This is a genomic window from Ardenticatena maritima (assembly GCF_001306175.1).
GTDB lineage: Bacteria > Chloroflexota > Anaerolineae > Ardenticatenales > Ardenticatenaceae > Ardenticatena > Ardenticatena maritima.
In genome coordinates, this window is the sequence record NZ_LGKN01000005.1 from 243,111 (window position 1) to 259,836 (window position 16,726).

Below are 16,726 nucleotides of genomic sequence, written 5' to 3' on the forward strand. Positions count from 1 at the left end.
CGAGCGTTTGGCTCGCGGTACCACCCTTGTTGCCTGCACAGGCAGGCCACTCCTGACGGGTGCCAGTACACCCGCGCCGTTGGTAACGGACGGCGACCCCCGTCTCCGTCTACTCCGCCGCACGGCGTTTCGGGGAGAGGCTCGGGAAGGATTTTCGGTGCGTCGTAGGCGTTGGGCTTCCACCATCCCCAACTCGCTGGCGCCCCGGTGCGCACCTACTCGTTTCCGTCATCGCCTTTTGCGTATGCACTTGTGCAGTGCTGTTGACGCTTTTTTACGGCAAAGTGGGTGTTGTGTCAAACCTGCCGCGCGGCGCGGCGCAATTCCACCGCCGCTTCCCACGCCGATTCGCCTGTGCCGAGCATCATCGCCAGTTCGGCAAGGCGGTTTTGTTCGTCCAGCCGTTCCACGCGCGTGAGGGTGCGCCCGCCTTCGACGACTTTGTGAATGCGAAAATGCACGTCGCCAAAGGCGGCGAGTTGCGGCAAGTGGGTGACGCAAAGCACCTGATGGCGTTCCGCCAAACCGCGCAATTTGCGCCCCACCACGCCCCCCAGGCGTCCCCCAATGCCCGTGTCAATCTCGTCGAAGATGAGGGTGGGCGTTTCGTCGGCATGCCCCAGCACGGTTTTGAGCGCAAGCATGAGCCGCGCCGTTTCACCACCCGACGCGACACGCGCCATCGGCTTGAGCGGTTCGCCCGGGTTGGTGGAGACCAGGAATTCGATACGGTCGAACCCACTGGCGTCGAAGGCGTAGCGGGCGGTGGGGTCGTTGTCGAATGCGTCGGGCACGGGCGCCCCCTCGGGGGATGGCTGCCAGGTGAAGGCAACGTCGAGGCGCGAATGCCCCAGCCGCAAATCCCGCAATTCGTGTTCGACGGCGGCGCAGAGTTGGCGTGCGGCTTCACGCCGGGCGCGGCTCAGTTCCACCCCCAGGCGACCGATGTCGTGGAGCAGGGCTTCTTCCTGTTCGCGCAGTTCCGCCAGGCGCACTTCGGCGTCGGCGAGGTCTTGCAGTTCTTGTTCGGCGCGGGCGGCAACCGCCAGCACTTCTTCAATGGAATCGCCATATTTGCGTTTGAGGTGGAAAATCTGGTCGAGCCGCCGCTCAATTTCCTGCAACCGCGCGGGATTGTACTCCACACGCTCCATGTAGTCGCTAAGGGTGTGCGCCACGTCATCGAGGATGGCGGCGGCGGTTTGGACGTCGTTGGCTTGTTCGCGCAGGCGTTCATCGAGCCGCGCCAGTTCGTTCAACGCCCGCTGGACTTCGCCGAGCATATCCAACACGGCTTGTTGTTCGTCGCTGCCCTCGTAGAGCAAGGTGTAGGCTTGTTGTGAGAGCAACGCCAGGCGCTCGGCGTTGGCGAGCAAGCGCCGTTCGGCTTGCAGAGTTTCTTCCTCGTCGGGGGCAAGGTTGGCTTGCCGAATTTCTTCGACGATGTAGGTCAGACGGTCAACACGTTGGGCGAGTTCGCGCTCGCTGAGCGCCAGCGCTTCGCGGGCTTTGCGCACCTGCTGCCATTCGGCGACTTTGGCGGCGAATTGGGCGCGCAGGTCGAGCGTGCCGGCAAAGCGGTCGAGCAGGCGCAGTTGGGTGCGGGGGCGCAAGAGCGACAGGTGCTCGCTTTGCCCGTGAATGTCCACAAACTGTTCGCCCACGGCCTGGAGCAGTTTCAGCGGCACGGGACGCCCGTTGATGCGACAAATGTTCTGCCCATGCAGGCGCACTTCGCGCGTGAGGATGATGGTGTCGAGCGGGTCGTCGGCTTCAACCAAGCCGCGCTCCTGCAAACGGGGGCGGAGTGTGCGCGCCAGCCGTTCATCCACCAGGAAGACGCCTTCCACCAGGGCGCGGTCGGTGCCGGCGCGTACCACGTCGCTTTGCGCGCGATCGCCCAAGAGCAAGCCAACCGCGTCAATGATGATGGATTTCCCCGCCCCGGTTTCACCGGTGAGCACGTTCAAGCCCGGTTCAAACTGGACACGGATTTCATCAATGATGGCGAAGTTGCGGATGGTGAGTTCGGCCAGCATAGGCAGACTACCTTTGTGATGGCTCAGGATGGTTGTTGATGGGCGGTGAAGCCCAAGCGTTGCAAGGCAGCACGCACGGCGTCGTGTTCGCTCCACGGGTATTCGGTGGTGCCGTAGCACATGGTGGGTTCGTGCCCTTTGCCGCACGTGAGCACAACGTCGCCGGGTTGGGCTTGCGCCACGGCGTAGGCAATGGCTTCGGCGCGGTCGGGAATGCGCACATAGTCGCGCCCTTCCTCTGCGCCTTCGGCTTCCGCCCCGGCGGCGATTTCGGCGATGATGGCGTTCACGTCCTCGGTGCGCGGGTCTTCGGCGGTCAGCACTGCGAGATCCGCCAGGCGTGCGGCGACGCGCCCCATCATGCCCCGTTTGGCGCGGTCGCGCAACCCCGCCGAACCAAAGACGACAATCACGCGCCCGTCGGTCATGGCGCGGGCGGCGGTGAGCGCCTGTTCAAGCGAGACGGGCGTATGCGCAAAGTCAATCAGGACGAGGAAAGGTTGCCCCATGTCCACGGGTTCCATGCGCCCTTTCACGCGCTGAACGGCCTCAATGCCTGCCTGAATGGCGGGAATATCTGCGCCGTGGGCAATGCCGGCGGCAACAGCGGCGAGCACGTTGTACACGTTGAACGGACCAAGCAGATGCGTATGCACGTCGAACGTGCCCAACGGCGACGCAACGCGCACGGTTGTACCGCTATTGTCGTAGCGCACCTGTTCGGCGCGCACGTCGGCGGGCTGTTCAACCGCGTAGGTCAAATAGCGCTCAGCGGGAATGGGGCGCAGGTACGCAAAACTGCTGTCATCGGCGTTGAGGATGCTCACCTTGGGCGTGTTGGGCTTGTGCGGCGTGTTCATCAGGTGCTCGAAAAGCATTGCCTTGGCGCGGCGGTAGTTTTCGAGCGTCCCGTGGAAATCCAGATGCTCGTGCGTGATGTTGGTGACGATGGCGGTATCGAACGCGATACCGGTGACACGGTGTTGCGCCAGCCCGTGCGATGTTACTTCCAGCACGGCGGTTGTCACCCCCGCCTCAACCATGTGGCGCAAATACTGTTGCAATTCCAGCGCGTCGGGGGTGGTGGTGTGCGGCGCTGTTTCAAAGTGTTGGCCGCCAATGGTCGCGCCGATGGTGGTGAGCACCCCCACATGCTCGCCGGCGGCGCTCAAGACACTGCTCACCAGCGTGGTGGTGGTGGTTTTGCCGTCGGTGCCTGTGATGCCCACCACACGCATGCGTTGCGAGGGATGCCCATGCCAGGCGGCGGCAAGCCATGCCAGGGCTTCGCGCCCATCGCGCACGCGGATGTAGGGCACGGGCAACGCGCCGACGTCCTCAGGAGCGGCTTCGCCGACCACAGCGGCGGCGCCGCGCGCCACGGCGTCGCCGATGAAGCGGTGCCCATCCACACTCACGCCACGATAGGCGACAAAAAGCGTGCCCGGCTGAACAGCACGCGAGTCGGCGGTGATACCGCGAATGGCAAGGTTGGCAAGCGGTGATGGTGTTTCCGCCCACGGCAACGCCGCAAGCAGGGTTGCAAGCAAAACGTGCGTCTCGGTGGTCATGCCATAACCCCTTACAATATCAAAGTCGAACAGTTTGTATTTTGATGTGTTCGGGCAAATTGGCAATTGCAAGGCGTCTCGCTCGCGCCGATTTTGTCTCTTTTTTCACAAAATTGCCTCTTGACAAGCCTTGTTTTTGTGATATACTTGGGAACGTTCCCAGTGAGAACGTTCCAAAAAAAGGGGTGAACGGGGTGGCTACGATTTACGACGTTGCCAAACGAGCCGGCGTCTCTCGCTCAACTGTCTCGCGCGTTTTGAACAATCAACCGGGCGTCCATCCGGAAACGCGCGAGCGCGTTCTGGCAGCCGTGCGTGAACTCAACTATCACCCAAATTTTGCGGCGCGCGCCCTCAAACGCCAGCGCGCCGATGCAGTGGGGGTCATCATTCCTTCTTCGTTCCGCGAACCCCGTTCCGATGAACCACGCGGCTACTACTTCACCGAAATCATCCGCGGTGCCTACAACTACTTCACCGAGCACCGCATGGCTGTGACCTTGTTGGACGACGAAGGCACGTTTGAGTTTTATCAATCCATCTTCGAGCGGCGCCAGGTGGACGGTATCCTCTTCATTGACCTTGAATTGGGCTCTGACATGACGCGCCGCCTGAAATCACTGGGGTTTCCATTTGTGGTGATCGGCAACGCCAGCGAGCCCGACGTTGTTGGAGTGGACGTGGACAACTACGGGAGTTCCCAACGTGTGGTGCAGTATCTGTACAGTCAGGGGCACCGCCGCATTGCCATCATCAACGGTCCGGAGCGGCGCTTAGCCAGCCGCGACCGTCGGGCGGGTTTTTTGGCGGCGATTGAGCACCTGGGGCTGGATTTCCCGGAAGCATACGACCAGCCCGGCGATTTTAGCGAGCGCTCCGGTCAAAAAGCCATGCGCCGCCTGCTTCAGGTTTCACCTCGCCCCACAGCCGTTTACGCCATCAACGACCGCATGGCCATCGGCGCGATTCGCGCCGCACGCGATGCGGGGCTGAACGTGCCGGACGATATCAGCGTGGTGGGGTTCGACGATATCCCCGTCGCGCCGTATATCAACCCACCACTGACCACGATGCGCCAGCCGCTGTATGAACTTGGAGCGGAAGCGGCGCGCCTGCTGCATGAAATCATCGCCAACGGCGCGGCAAGTGTGAGCCGCGTTGTGTTGCCTGCAACGCTCATTGAACGTAACACCGTTGCCTTACGAACAGAATCGCCGGAAAGGGGGTGAGGCCTGGCTTGAAGTGAATGTTGTCTGTTTGTCCTGCTGGCTGTTTGTCGTTTGACAACCAATGAACCAAGTCTCGACAGGAGGGAAAGAGACGATGAAACGCCGAACATTGTTGTTGACACTTATTACGTTGTTGCTGGCGGCTATGGCATTGGCTGCCTGTGGCGGCGGCGAAGAAACCCCGCCTGCAACCGAAGAACCCGCCGCTGAACAACCCGCGGAACCCACACCGACGGAAGAAGCGGCTATGGAAGAACCCACCGCTGAACCCGAACCGACGGCGACCGAAGAAGCCGCGGCTGAGGGTGAAGGCGAAATGGGTCCTCAGCTGGTCATCTGGGCGGACGAAAACCGCGCCCCTGTGATGCAAGAACTGGCTGAACAATTCAAGGAACAGTATGGCGTCGAGCTGGTTGTGCAGCAGGTCGGTTTCGGCGACATTCGCGAACAGTTCAAGGTCGCCGGTCCGGCTGGCGAAGGGCCTGACATTATCATCGGCGCCCACGACTGGCTGGGTGAATTGGTAGTGAACGGTCTGGTGGCGCCCGTTGACCTGGGCGACAAGCGCGACAAGTTCCTGGATGCCGCGGTGCAAGCCTTCACCTACGACGGCGAGCTCTACGGCATGCCCTACCTGACCGAAAACCTTGCCTTCTTCTACAACCCCGACCTGGTGCCCGAAGCGCCGCAGACGTGGAGCGAAGTGCGCGAAATCGCCGCGCAGCTGGAAGCCGAAGGCAAGGTGAAGCAAGGCTACGTCCTGCAACCGGGTGACGCCTACCACTTCTACCCGATCATGACGGCGTTCGGCGGCTACGTCTTCGGCCGCGACGAAAACGGTTCGTACAACCCCGAAGACCTGGGCATTGACAGCGAAGGCACGATCGCCGCGGCGAAGTGGCTCGACCAAATGGTCAAGGAAGGCCACCTGAGCCCGGACGTGGACTGGGACACGATGCACGCCATGTTTGAAAACGGCGAAGCCGCGATGTTCCTCACCGGTCCGTGGGCGCTCAACCGTATCCGCGAATCGGGTGTGAACTACGCCATCGCGCCCATTCCGGATGAAACGAGCGAAGGCAAGCCGTTCCTGGGCGTGCACGGCTTCATGGTCAGCGCGTTCAGCAAAGACCCGCTCCTGGCGCAAGCCTTCTTGACCGAATTCGTGGCGACCGACGAAGTGATGCAGAAACTCTTTGATGCAGACCCGCGCCCGTCGGCCTACCTGCCGGTGCGTGAAGCCACCGACGACCCCGACATCGCCGCGTTCGGCGTGGCCGGTCAGAACGCTGACCCGATGCCCGCCATTCCTGAAATGGCGTCGGTGTGGGAAGCGTGGGGCAACGCGATTACGCTGGTCTTCCAGCAGCAAGAAGATCCGGAGGTTGCGTTCAAGAACGCCGCCGAGCAAATTCGCGCGGCTATCAGCGGCCAATAAGCAGAAGCATACACGGAGCGTCGCGCCATGACTCGCGCAACGACTGGTGGGGGGGCTTCCCGCCCCTCCACCTCCCTCAAACTATCCGATATCGCTCTTCGTCTCATTGGGTTGGCGTTCATTGACGCTGTGGCGGTCTGGCTTCTGACACAAATGATCGCCGACGGCGTCTGGATTTTGGTCACCCTGTTGCTCATCATCACGATTGGCGTCAACGTCATTTTCTTGCGCCCAGAACTCTACCCCCTGCGCTGGATGTCACCCGGCCTGGCGCTCATGCTCTTGATGGTCGTCTATCCGCTGGTCTTCACGGTTTACACCGCCTTCACCAACTACAGCGACGGCCACTTGCTGACCAAACAGCAAGCGATTGAGCGCATTACCACCGGCTTGCAGAACATGTACGTGCCGGAAGGGGGCGTCACGTACTCCTGGGTGGCTTTCCAGGCCGAAGATGGCACCTATGCGCTCTGGTTGACCGACAAAGAAGGCAACCACTACTTCGCCAGACCGGGAGAACCGATTGAACCGGCAACCGCCGGGGAGGGCATTTTCGGACCACCCGACGAAAACGGGGTTCCAACCACGATTGAAGGCTACACCCGCCTCAACCGCATTCAAGCGGCGACGAACCGCGACTTGCCCAACATTCAGTTTGGCGTTCCACCCGATGCCGTGCAGATTCGCACCCCCAGCGAAGCGGCCATTCTTCAGCCGCGATATGTGTACGATGAAGAGTTAGACGCCATCATTGACCAGAAAGAAGGCAAGATTTACTACGCCGATGATGAAGTGGGCTTCTTTGTGAGTGAAGACGGCGACACGCTCAACCCAGGCTACATTGTCGTTGTCGGCTGGAAAAACTTCGACCGCCTGTTCAACAGCCCGGCCATCCGTGGGCCTGTGCTGCGTGTCTTCATCTGGACGGTGGTTTTTGCCGCCGCCAGTGTGCTGACAACGTTCGCCCTGGGGCTTTTCATCGCCCTGCTCTACAACGACCCCACCATGCGCGGGCGCAAAATCATTCGCTCGTTCCTCATCATTCCGTACGCCATTCCCGCCTTCATCAGCATTCTCGTCTGGCGTGGGATGATGAACCCGCAGTTTGGTGTGCTCAACCGCGCCTTGCTGGACCTCTTCGGCTATTCGCCGCCCTGGTTCTCAGACCCCATGTGGGCACGCCTGGGCGTCATTCTGGTCAACTTGTGGCTGGGCTTCCCCTACATGATGCTGGTTTGTAGTGGGGCATTGCAAGCCATTCCCAGCGACATTTACGAAGCCGCCGAGATTGACGGCGCAAACATGTGGCAACGCTTCCGCCACATCACTTTGCCCTTGTTGCTCGTCTCGGTCGGTCCGTTGTTGATTTCCTCGTTCGCGTTCAACTTCAACAACTTCAACATCATCTATCTGTTCAACCGTGGGAACCCGCCCATGAGCGGCACCCCAACACCGGTTGGGCACACCGATATCCTGGTGACATACGTCTACCGGTTGGCTTTTGCAAGCGGTGGCGGAAAGGATTACGGCTACGCGTCGGCGATTACCATCATCATCTTCCTGATTGTCGCGAGCATTACGTTCTTCCAATTCCGCTACACGCGCATGTGGGAGGAGGTTTCCGAAAATGTCTGAGCGCTCTTTGACCGCCATCCGCCACTCGAAAGCACGCCAACAGCAATTGCTGCGCGTGGTGCGCTGGGTTTTGACAGTGGTTCTCATTTTCTACGCCATCTTCCCGGCGGTATGGGTGCTTTCGGCATCACTCGACCCGCGCAACTCGTTGGCGCAACAAGCGTTGATTCCTCCCAACGCATCGCTTGAAAACTACCGGGCGCTGTTCAACAACCCTGTTCAGCCCTTTGGGCGCTGGATGCTCAATTCGATCAAGATTTCAACCATCACGTCCATTCTGGCAGTGATGATTAGCGCCCTGGCGGCGTATGCGTTTTCGCGCTTCCGCTTTGCCGGGCGTCGCAACTTGTTGTTGACCATTCTGCTCATTCAGGTATTCCCCAACTTCCTCGCCATGGTTGCCATCTTTTTGCTCTTGCAACAATTGGGGACCTACATTCCATGGCTTGGGTTGGGCACACATGGGGGGCTCATTCTGGCCTACCTTGGGGGCGCTTTGGGTATCAACACCTGGTTGATGAAGGGGTTTTTCGACTCCATCCCGCGCGACCTGGACGAATCGGCGAAGATTGACGGTGCAAGCGATTGGCAGATTTTCTCGCGCATCATCTTCCCACTGGTGCGCCCCATCCTTGCCGTGGTGGGCATTCTCACGTTCATCGGCACCTATTCGGACTACATTCTTGCCAGCATTCTGCTGAAAGACCGTGATTCGCTGACGCTCGCCGTGGGGTTGTTCCAGTTGATTGATGGGCAGTATTCCCAGAAATGGGGGCTTTTCGCCGCAGGGGCGATTCTTGGCGCAGTGCCGATCGTCATCGTCTATCTGCTCTTGCAGGATTACATCGTGGGCGGATTGACGCAAGGCGCTGTGAAGGGATAAGCCCCACAACAGCACCACGAGACACAAACAGAACCGGGCTACGCGCCCGGTTCTTTTGTTGTGCTGGACATTGACGCGGAAGACGCCAGCCCCATAGCCTCTTGAAGCCACTGCGCCATACGCTCCCAAACAAGGCGGCAGGCCGGATTGAGCACGATACCCACATGCGCCGGCACATAGCCCAATCCCCACGATTCATCAATCACCCACTGCTCATATGGACCGCCCCAATGTCGCCACATGGCGCGCGCATTGTCGGGCGTGCAGAGAAAGCGGTCGCGCGCGCCGATGACGTTCAGCATGGGCTGGCGCGCTCTGGCAATCGCCGCCAGGTAGTCGCGCCCATCCAGCGTCCGCCAGACGCCGTGGCGCGTCCAGTGACAGAGTTGACGATAGTAGGTACGCGCCTCGTCATCCGTTCCCTGGCGGAAACGGCGCGCCGGCGCTACGCCGAAAAGGTAGGTGAGGGCTGTTGTGGCTTCCATCGCCAGGCGCTTGCGCCACCACAACACGCGCGACTGTTCCCATTGCCGCGCCCACAAGTTGGCGGCAAACGCCGCCAGCGCACGCACCGGTGTATCGGGGTGAAACCCAAGATAGCCGGCGGCGACATGCCCAAAGAGCGAATGCCCCACCAGCGCCAGCGGCAATTCGCCCCATTCGCGCTGCATGAACTCGACAAGCGCGGGGGTATCGCCAAACACCAGGTCATCGTATGACCAATCCACGCGCCGCGAGGCGTGCGGCAGGCTTGCGCCACGCCCGCGCAAATCCACGTTGAGCACCACAAACCCCGCTTGGGCGAGCGTGCTGGCGACGCCTTGCCCTGGCGGGTGGTCCATAGAGGTGCGGTTCAACATCATGGCATGCCCCACCACCAACGCGCCCATCGGCGACGGCGGCACAATGAGGTCGGCTTCCAGTCGCCAGCCGTCCGCGGTGGGAATATGCACGATTGAACGCTGCATGAGAAACACCTTCGGCGGTTCGTTTGCTTCTTTCGGCACGCCCGACGGCGTTGCGCCGCCCGCCAAGATGACGGTACGGCTCTACCCCAACGCGACGACGAAGGCGACAGCGTAGGTCTCGGTGTGGGAGATGCTGAGGGACCAGGTATGCAAGCCCAGTTGCGCGGCACGGTGCGCCGCCTGCCCATGCAAGAGCACGTGCGGCGCACCGCGTTCATCATTCAACACTTCGATTTCTTTCCAGGCGACATCGCCGATACCACACCCCAGCGCCTTGGCGACGGCCTCTTTAGCCGCCCAGCGCCCGGCGATGCTCACCAGTTTGTGCCCACAGGCGGCGCGTTCGCGCTCCGTGAGGAAGCGATTGAGGAAGCGCTCGCCAAAACGCGCTACCGCCGCTTCCAGCCGGTGCACTTCCACGATATCCACCCCTGTGGCCAGTGGCATAAGCCTTACTCCGCAGGTGAACGCGGGCCGGCGATTGAGAGCACATGGCGACCATGCGCCAGATACGTCTGCACCACCCGCTGGACATCCTCAGCCTCGACACGCCAGATGCGTTCCGGCAAGCGTTGCAGGTAATCCAGCCCCAGGTCGTAATAGACCATGTTTTTGATAGCGCCCGCCATGCCTTCGTTGGTTTCCAATTGCAAGGGCAAAGCGCCAATCAGGTAGAGTTTGTTGTCGGTCAATTCATCTTCGGGAACACGCTCATCCGCCATGCGGCGAATTTCGGCCAGCGTCGTTTCCACCGCCAGTTGCACATTTTCCGGCGCAACGCCCGCCACCGCCATCCACGGGGCTTTGATGGGGGCTTTGGCACGCCCTAGCGAACTGTAAGCGTAGTAGGCAAGCCCTTTTTCATCCCGCACGCTTTCGCCCAGGCGTCCCATCAGCCCAAAGACACCCAAAATGCTGTTGGCAACCTGCGCCGGCACATAATCGGGGTCGTTGGCGGACAACGCAGGCACGCCCAGCACAAAATCGCTTTGGGCTTTGCCCGGCACTTCGGTGAAATGTTCAACCGCTTGCTCCGGCAACGGGTGCGCGTCCGGCAAGGGGGCGCGCTGACGGTGCGGGCGGTTTTCCCAATCGCCAAACACATCTTCCAGCAGGTCGAGCGCTTGTTGCGCGGGCATAGCCCCCGACAGGACGATGATGCCGTCGCGCGGTTCGTAGTGCGTTTCAAAAAAGGCTTCGACGTCGGCGCGGGTGATGGGTTCAACCGTTTCCAGGTAGCCGGATGAGGGCCAGTGGTAGGCGTGCGTCTCAGGATAGGCGAGTTTGTAGAACGCCAGAGACGCCATTGAACGCGGGTCGTGTTCCCGTTCGCGCAACGCCGTCAACACGCGGTCTTTGACACGCGCGAACTGGTCTTCGGGGAAGGTGGGCGCACGCAACATTTCCGACGCCAGCCGCAACAAGTCGGGCATATCTTCGGCGAGCGATTTGATGCTCAGCGAGGTCGAGAGCACGCCGCCGGAAAAGGCCAACGAGGCGCTGCGGCTTTCAATCATCTCGTTGATGGCGTCGTAGTCGTGGTCGCGTGTGCCGCGCGAGAGCAACGCCGCCACGAGGTTGTTCACCCCTTTTTGGGCGGGGGGTTCATCGTGCGAGCCGACGGCAAACGAAGCGGTGACATAGACCGCCGGGCTGACAAAGTTTTCCCACGCCAGCAGGCGCAAGCCGTTGGCGAGCGTGCGCGTGGCGATTGTCTCCGGTCCGGGCAACGTCGAGGGGTCAAGCGGTAGCGTTTCGTGAGATGTCGTCGAACTCATTGGGCGGCTCCTTCTTCGGGAATGTACCAACCAACCGTGCGTTGGCGGGGTGAGAGGTAGGTTTGCGCCACACGCTGGACATCCTCGCGTGTCACGCGGCTGAAACGGTCAATGAACGAGGTAAACCAGTCGGTATCGGCTATCGTGCTGGCAAACCCCAGCCAATACGCCTGGTTGGCGACGCTTTCCATGCTGAAAGCAAATTGGGCACGGGTTTGTTTGAGCGCTTTCTGGTATTCTTCTTCGGTAATCCCTTCGGCGCGGACACGTTCCAATTCTTCAAACAGGCGATTTTCGACAACCTGCGGGTCGCTTGTGGGGAAAAGCGTCACGTGGAAGGTGTACAGGAACGGGTCAATGGTTGGGATGAGCGACGAACTGACGCTGGCAACCAGGCCGCTATCCACCAGCGCGCGGTAGAGGCGTGAGGTGCGCGCGTTTGGCGCAGGACCACGCAGGCTGAAACTTTCAGGACCACCCAGCACGGTGTCGAGCACCGCCAGCGCGAACCAATCATCGCTGGTAGCGGACGGCGCTTTGTAGGCGGCTTGCAGGTAGCGTGTGCTTCCAGGTCCATGCACGGTAATGCGGCGCTCGCCGTTTTGGGGTGGTTCGGTGAAGCGGACAGGCGGCACTTCGGGACCACGCGGCAAGCGCCCAAAGGTTTCGGCAATGCGGTCAATCATCTCGTTGGCGTTGAAATCGCCAATCGCCACAGCGATGGCGTTGTTGGGCGTGTAATAGGTGCGGTAATGCGCATACAAATCATCGCGCGTCATGGTGCGCAAGTCGCTTTCCCACCCAATCGTTTCGTGGTGGTAGGGGTGTACGAAAAACGCCACCGCCTGCACCGCTTCCGAAAGGCGAAAAGAGGGGTAGTTTTCGTACATGTGGCGCTCGGAAAGAATAACGGTGCGCTCGGCTTCCACCTCTTCGGGCAAGAACGCCGAATTGACCATGCGGTCGGCTTCGATATCGAGCGCCAGTTGAATGTTGGGCGCCGGCAACACAGCATAATAGGCGGTGAAATCCAGCCACGTCATGGCGTTGAACATGCCGCCGTGGCGGGCAATCTCGCGGTCAATCGCGCCCTTGGGGAAGCGCTCCGTGCCTTTGAACATCATATGCTCCACCCAGTGCGAGATGCCCGTCTTACCCTGCACCTCGTTGCGGCTTCCCACGCCATACCAAACCCAAAACGTGGCAACCGGCGCGTGGTGGGTTTCCTTGACCAAGATACGCAACCCATTTTCAAGGGTGGCGGTCTGAATCGTGTTCTCACTCATGGTGTTTTTCCTCATGCGAAGTCATTTTCGGGGGAACCGTGCGGGGCTATGCGGAACACATCGCCCCGCACGGGTTTGATTTACTCAGTCGGTGTGGTCGCCGGGGCGGGGCGGGTGTTGCTCGGACGTTCGTCGTGTTCCGTCTTGCGGCGACCGTTGTACCCACGCCCCATGCCGCGATAGACGAAGCCCAATTCAGCCATTTGCTCAGGCTCGTAAATGTTGCGCCCGTCCACAATAATCGGCTGGCGCATCAGCTCGCGAATGCGCTTCAAGTCCAGGTGCTTGAATTCGTTCCACTCGGTCAGGATGACAATGGCGTCGCACCCCTTGGCCAGTTCGTAGGGGTCGGCGGCTTGCTCCATCCACGGGAGCGCCTTGCGCGCCGTCTCTTTGGCGACGGGGTCGTACCCCTTGACATACGCCCCTTCACGACGGCAGAGGTGCGCAATTTCCACCGAGGGGGCTTCGCGCATGTCGTCGGTGTTGGGCTTGAACGCCAACCCCAACAAGCCGATGGTCTTCCCGTTGAGATCGTCAAGCAGGTCGCGCAATTTTTGCACCACCTCGCGGCGCTTGTCGCGGTTGATTTCCATCACCGCCCGCAGCAGCTGCGGATGACACCCATGCAACGCCGCCATGTGCGCCAGTGCCTTCACATCCTTGGGGAAGCAGGAGCCCCCGTAGCCGACGCCCGCATCCAGGAAGTGGTGGCCAATGCGCTTGTCGTACCCCATGCCAATGGCCACTTCCTTGACATCGGCGCCCAGTTTTTCGCAAATGCTGGCAATTTCGTTGATGAACGAAATGCGCGTCGCCAGAAACGCGTTGGACGCATACTTGATCATCTCCGCAGTGCGCAAATCGGTCACCATGATGGGCGCACGCAGCGGCAGATAGAGCTGCGCCACCTGCTCGGCGGCTTCGCGGTCGGTTGAACCAAGCACCACGCGGTCGGGATTCAAAAAGTCTTGAATCGCGTTGCCTTCACGCAAAAATTCAGGATTACTGACCACCCAGAAAGGCACATCATTCTTCTTGTGGCGGTTGACAATATCCGCCACCCAGTCGCCCGTCCCAACGGGAACGGTGCTTTTGTTCACAATGATGATGGGGTGGTCCATCACTTCGGCGATACTCTTGGCCGCCATTTCGACATATTTCAAGTCGGCTTCGCCATCCACCCCTTCGGGCGTGCCCACGGCAATGAAGACGATATCCGAATTGGGGATGGCTTCTTCGTAGGACGTGGTAAACGTCAGCCGCCCGGCTTGAATGTTGCGGCGCACCATCTCTTCCAAACCGGGCTCGTAAATGGGAATGATGCCCTGCTTCAAGCGTTCGATTTTTTCAGCATCAATATCAAGGCAGATGACGCGGTTCCCCAGGTCGGCGAAACAGGTCCCCGTCACCAACCCGACATATCCAGTTCCAATAACGGCAATGCGCTTCATGGCTTCACTCCTTTTGCAACTGATTCATCACGGCTCACAACGGCACAACATTCGCAGAATGCTGACGGTTTTCCATTGTATCACCCAATATCATGTGCGCTACTTGACGCCCCAAACGCACGGCGTAATTCGTGCCACGGTCCCACGGATAGACATGGCTCATGCTCGCAAAGTACAACCCTTCCAGCGGCGTGCGAATGGACGGGATATGCGCCGAATGCCCCACCGGCGGCACGGGTTGCGCGTAGCGCGCTTTGAAAAGCCAGACGTTGCGCACCCAATCGGGGCTGTATTCGCGGTTGAAGCGATACAACGCCGCTTCGTACACCTCAAAGAGCGCTTCGGTATCGTATTCAAAGTAGGGGTGGTCGGGGACAAGATAATCGCCCAGATAGACCAGGTGGTCGCCCCCGTAGTGCGTCGGCTCGATGTAGTTGGTGTGTTCCACCAGCGCCAGCATGGGGAATTCGCGCTTGTCCAGGTTCACCCAGTAGAGGTTGGGGGTCAGCGGGTGTTGGAGCGCCACGACCATGACAATCGCGCCCAGTGATTTGAGCGCCTGCACATGCGCCAAATACGCACTCGGCAAGTCGGGCGCGATGTGCACCAACACAGAGGGCGGCACCGCCGCCAGCACCCGGTCGAAGGCGGCTTCGCCGCCGGCTGTGCGCACACGCCACCGCCCTTCGGGCAGGCGCTGAATATGCGTCACGGGGGTGTTGGTGTGAATGGTCGCGCCGGCGACACGCGCGGCGTCGGCAAGCGCATTGGCAAACGCCTGAAAACCGCCTTCAAAGTAGCCGAGGCGAAACGAGCGCGCTTTGAACCGCGCCCAGAGCCACGCCAGATTGACCTCCGCGGCGTAGGGACCAAACTTGCCTTCCAGCAACGGCTTGATGGCTTGCTCGTAGGCGCGGCGTCCCAAGACGCGCTGCGCCCATTCAGCCGCGGTCATCTGTTCAAGGGCGCGCCAATCGTTCGTGCCATACTTCAAATAGGCCAGCCCCAGCCCATACCGCAAGCGGTCCGGCAGCGGCATGGCCGGAAAGCGCAGGACGTTCAACGCCGCTTCCAGTGGGTTGCCGCCATCGAGCGGCCAAGCGCGCCCGTTGTACCACTGGGCGGTAATCGGATTGCGGAAAAAGACCTTCTTCCCAAAACCGATTTCATCCGCCAACGCGCGGATATCGGTATCGCCTTCAAAAATGTGATGGTAAAAATGTTCAACCGGCCAATCCCAATGCGGCGCTTTGAAGCCCGCCGCCAATCCGCCCACATAGGGCGCTCCTTCAAAAAGCGTCACCTCGACACCATGGCGCGCCAAGTCATACGCCGCCGTCAGGCCGGTAAATCCACCACCAAGAATGGCTATCTGCATTCCTCACCTTCCTTCACCATGAACCTCATGATGCCAATTCTTCAACTTCCGCACGGGCGCGTGCCACAGAGACGTTTTCGCGCCACAGGTAATACCCTCCCAGGAGCGTGATAGGCAACCACAACGCAGCGTGCAAGACCAGGGTGTAGCCCGCGGCAATTTCCCCCGGCACGCCAAAGGCTTCCAGCACTTCAATGCCCGGCGCGTCAAACGTGCCGATGTATCCGGGGGCGGCGGGGAGTGTGGTCGCCAGGTTGACAATCCCATTCATCAGCATGAGCACCAGAAAACTCACATGGAACGGGAACGCATGCATGACAAACCAATACTTCAACGTTTCCAGCAACCAGATGATGATGCTGGTGATGAAAATCATGAAAACGTCGCGCCCGTTGCGCAGGCTTGCCAAACCGTCAATGAAGCGGTCGAACAAGTGATGCGCGGCGTCGTGGAAGCGTTGGGGCACGCAGAGCGCCAGCAGACGCGTGTACCAGGTGCGCGCTGTGTGCGGGCGCATGGCAAGCGCCAAAAAGAGCACCAATGCGCCAAAAAAGAGCGCGCTGAAAAGCGTGACGATGGCTTCATAACGCGGGTTGAAATTGCTGATGGGCAATGCCAGGAAAACAAAGAGGAGCATGGTCAGCCCATCGAAAAGGCGTTCAACAACCACCGTCGCCATATTGGCGGACATGCTCACCTGCTCGCGGCGCTTCAAAATGTACGCCCGCAACACTTCTCCCGCGCGCGCCGGGTAAATGTTGTTGCCCATGTAGCCAATGCAGACCACGGGGAACAATGTACGCAAGGGGATGGGCTTGATGGGGCGGAGCATGTAATGCCAGCGCCATGTGCGCACCACCACGCCCAAAAAATAAGCGCCAACACCGGGCAACAGCCACCAATAGTTGGCGCCCTGTATCGTGTTCCAGACCTCATGCAAGCGTAAGCCGCGCAACGCCAAATAGAGAAAAACGGCGCTGACCAGCAGCCCGATTGCCAATCGAATCCGTTCTTTCGTCATAAACCTGTTCACCTTTTACCGGGCACGAGATTATACATTCGCCTCC

The 16,726-nt window shown here is 60.3% G+C and carries 13 protein-coding genes and 1 other annotated feature (1 of these 14 running past the window's edge); of the genes, 4 read left to right on the top strand and 9 right to left on the bottom strand.

From position 1 onward, the window contains the following. Positions 1-241: a binding site (T-box leader), on the bottom strand (it extends 8 nt beyond the left edge of the window). A 55-nt stretch (positions 242-296) separates the two neighbouring features. Then, positions 297-2,039: a DNA repair protein RecN gene (gene recN, locus SE16_RS08955; protein ID WP_054493176.1), complete on the bottom strand. Its 1,743-nt coding sequence runs from the start codon at positions 2,037-2,039 to the stop codon at positions 297-299. A 23-nt stretch (positions 2,040-2,062) separates the two neighbouring features. Continuing rightward, positions 2,063-3,610: a UDP-N-acetylmuramoyl-L-alanyl-D-glutamate--2,6-diaminopimelate ligase gene (locus tag SE16_RS08960; protein WP_082374272.1), complete on the bottom strand. Its 1,548-nt coding sequence runs from the start codon at positions 3,608-3,610 to the stop codon at positions 2,063-2,065. Positions 3,611-3,804: 194 nt separating this feature from the next. On the opposite strand from SE16_RS08960, the gene SE16_RS15785 reads away from it, so the two are divergent. From SE16_RS15785 to malG, 4 genes are all read left to right on the top strand, one after another. Next, on the top strand, positions 3,805-4,839 hold the full coding sequence (locus tag SE16_RS15785) for a LacI family DNA-binding transcriptional regulator (protein ID WP_054493177.1): 1,035 nt from the start codon (positions 3,805-3,807) through the stop codon (positions 4,837-4,839). Positions 4,840-4,933: 94 nt separating this feature from the next. Continuing rightward, on the top strand, positions 4,934-6,277 hold the full coding sequence (locus SE16_RS08970) for a sugar ABC transporter substrate-binding protein (RefSeq protein WP_054493178.1): 1,344 nt from the start codon (positions 4,934-4,936) through the stop codon (positions 6,275-6,277). 27 nt (positions 6,278-6,304) lie between these two features. Further along, positions 6,305-7,912, top strand: coding sequence for a maltose ABC transporter permease MalF (gene malF, locus SE16_RS08975; RefSeq protein WP_054493179.1), 1,608 nt, complete (start codon positions 6,305-6,307; stop codon positions 7,910-7,912). Then, complete coding sequence (gene malG, locus SE16_RS08980; protein ID WP_054493180.1) at positions 7,905-8,795, top strand: maltose ABC transporter permease MalG; 891 nt, start codon at positions 7,905-7,907, stop codon at positions 8,793-8,795. The genes malF and malG overlap by 8 nt, the downstream gene beginning before the upstream one ends. A gap of 38 nt (positions 8,796-8,833) precedes the next feature. On the opposite strand, the gene SE16_RS08985 is transcribed toward malG, so the two are convergent. The 7 genes from SE16_RS08985 to SE16_RS09015 all read right to left on the bottom strand — a co-directional run bounded on the left by SE16_RS08985 (position 8,834) and on the right by SE16_RS09015 (position 16,680). Next, positions 8,834-9,763: an alpha/beta fold hydrolase gene (locus SE16_RS08985; RefSeq protein ID WP_054493181.1), complete on the bottom strand. Its 930-nt coding sequence runs from the start codon at positions 9,761-9,763 to the stop codon at positions 8,834-8,836. A gap of 81 nt (positions 9,764-9,844) precedes the next feature. Beyond that, a complete protein-coding gene (acpS, locus tag SE16_RS08990) occupies positions 9,845-10,210 on the bottom strand; it encodes a holo-ACP synthase (RefSeq protein WP_054493182.1) in 366 nt (121 codons plus the stop codon). A 5-nt stretch (positions 10,211-10,215) separates the two neighbouring features. Further along, positions 10,216-11,541, bottom strand: coding sequence for a M16 family metallopeptidase (locus tag SE16_RS08995; protein WP_054493183.1), 1,326 nt, complete (start codon positions 11,539-11,541; stop codon positions 10,216-10,218). Then, positions 11,538-12,827 (bottom strand): M16 family metallopeptidase, encoded by a 1,290-nt coding sequence (locus SE16_RS09000; RefSeq protein WP_054493184.1) that lies wholly within the window; start codon positions 12,825-12,827, stop codon positions 11,538-11,540. Before SE16_RS09000 ends, SE16_RS08995 begins: the two co-directional genes overlap by 4 nt. An 80-nt stretch (positions 12,828-12,907) precedes the next feature. Further along, entirely contained in the window at positions 12,908-14,281 is a 1,374-nt protein-coding gene (locus SE16_RS09005; RefSeq protein ID WP_082374276.1) for a UDP-glucose dehydrogenase family protein, read from the bottom strand. 34 nt (positions 14,282-14,315) lie between these two features. Next, positions 14,316-15,659: an NAD(P)/FAD-dependent oxidoreductase gene (locus SE16_RS09010; RefSeq protein ID WP_054493185.1), complete on the bottom strand. Its 1,344-nt coding sequence runs from the start codon at positions 15,657-15,659 to the stop codon at positions 14,316-14,318. Between the two features lie 25 nt (positions 15,660-15,684). Further along, positions 15,685-16,680, bottom strand: coding sequence for a lysylphosphatidylglycerol synthase transmembrane domain-containing protein (locus tag SE16_RS09015; protein WP_054493186.1), 996 nt, complete (start codon positions 16,678-16,680; stop codon positions 15,685-15,687). Positions 16,681-16,726 lie beyond the last annotated feature (46 nt).

What these genes read in the sequence shown, in the direction of transcription:
- SE16_RS08995 (WP_054493183.1), bottom strand. Translation starts at nt 11,541, where the DNA reads ATGAGTTCGACGACATCTCACGAAACGCTACCGCTTGACCCCTCGACG.
- recN (WP_054493176.1), bottom strand. Translation starts at nt 2,039, where the DNA reads ATGCTGGCCGAACTCACCATCCGCAACTTCGCCATCATTGATGAAATC.
- malG (WP_054493180.1), top strand. Translation starts at nt 7,905, where the DNA reads ATGTCTGAGCGCTCTTTGACCGCCATCCGCCACTCGAAAGCACGCCAA.
- SE16_RS08960 (WP_082374272.1), bottom strand. Translation starts at nt 3,610, where the DNA reads ATGACCACCGAGACGCACGTTTTGCTTGCAACCCTGCTTGCGGCGTTG.
- SE16_RS09005 (WP_082374276.1), bottom strand. Translation starts at nt 14,281, where the DNA reads ATGAAGCGCATTGCCGTTATTGGAACTGGATATGTCGGGTTGGTGACG.
- SE16_RS09010 (WP_054493185.1), bottom strand. Translation starts at nt 15,659, where the DNA reads ATGCAGATAGCCATTCTTGGTGGTGGATTTACCGGCCTGACGGCGGCG.
- acpS (WP_054493182.1), bottom strand. Translation starts at nt 10,210, where the DNA reads ATGCCACTGGCCACAGGGGTGGATATCGTGGAAGTGCACCGGCTGGAA.
- SE16_RS09015 (WP_054493186.1), bottom strand. Translation starts at nt 16,680, where the DNA reads ATGACGAAAGAACGGATTCGATTGGCAATCGGGCTGCTGGTCAGCGCC.
- SE16_RS08970 (WP_054493178.1), top strand. Translation starts at nt 4,934, where the DNA reads ATGAAACGCCGAACATTGTTGTTGACACTTATTACGTTGTTGCTGGCG.
- SE16_RS08985 (WP_054493181.1), bottom strand. Translation starts at nt 9,763, where the DNA reads ATGCAGCGTTCAATCGTGCATATTCCCACCGCGGACGGCTGGCGACTG.
- malF (WP_054493179.1), top strand. Translation starts at nt 6,305, where the DNA reads ATGACTCGCGCAACGACTGGTGGGGGGGCTTCCCGCCCCTCCACCTCC.
- SE16_RS09000 (WP_054493184.1), bottom strand. Translation starts at nt 12,827, where the DNA reads ATGAGTGAGAACACGATTCAGACCGCCACCCTTGAAAATGGGTTGCGT.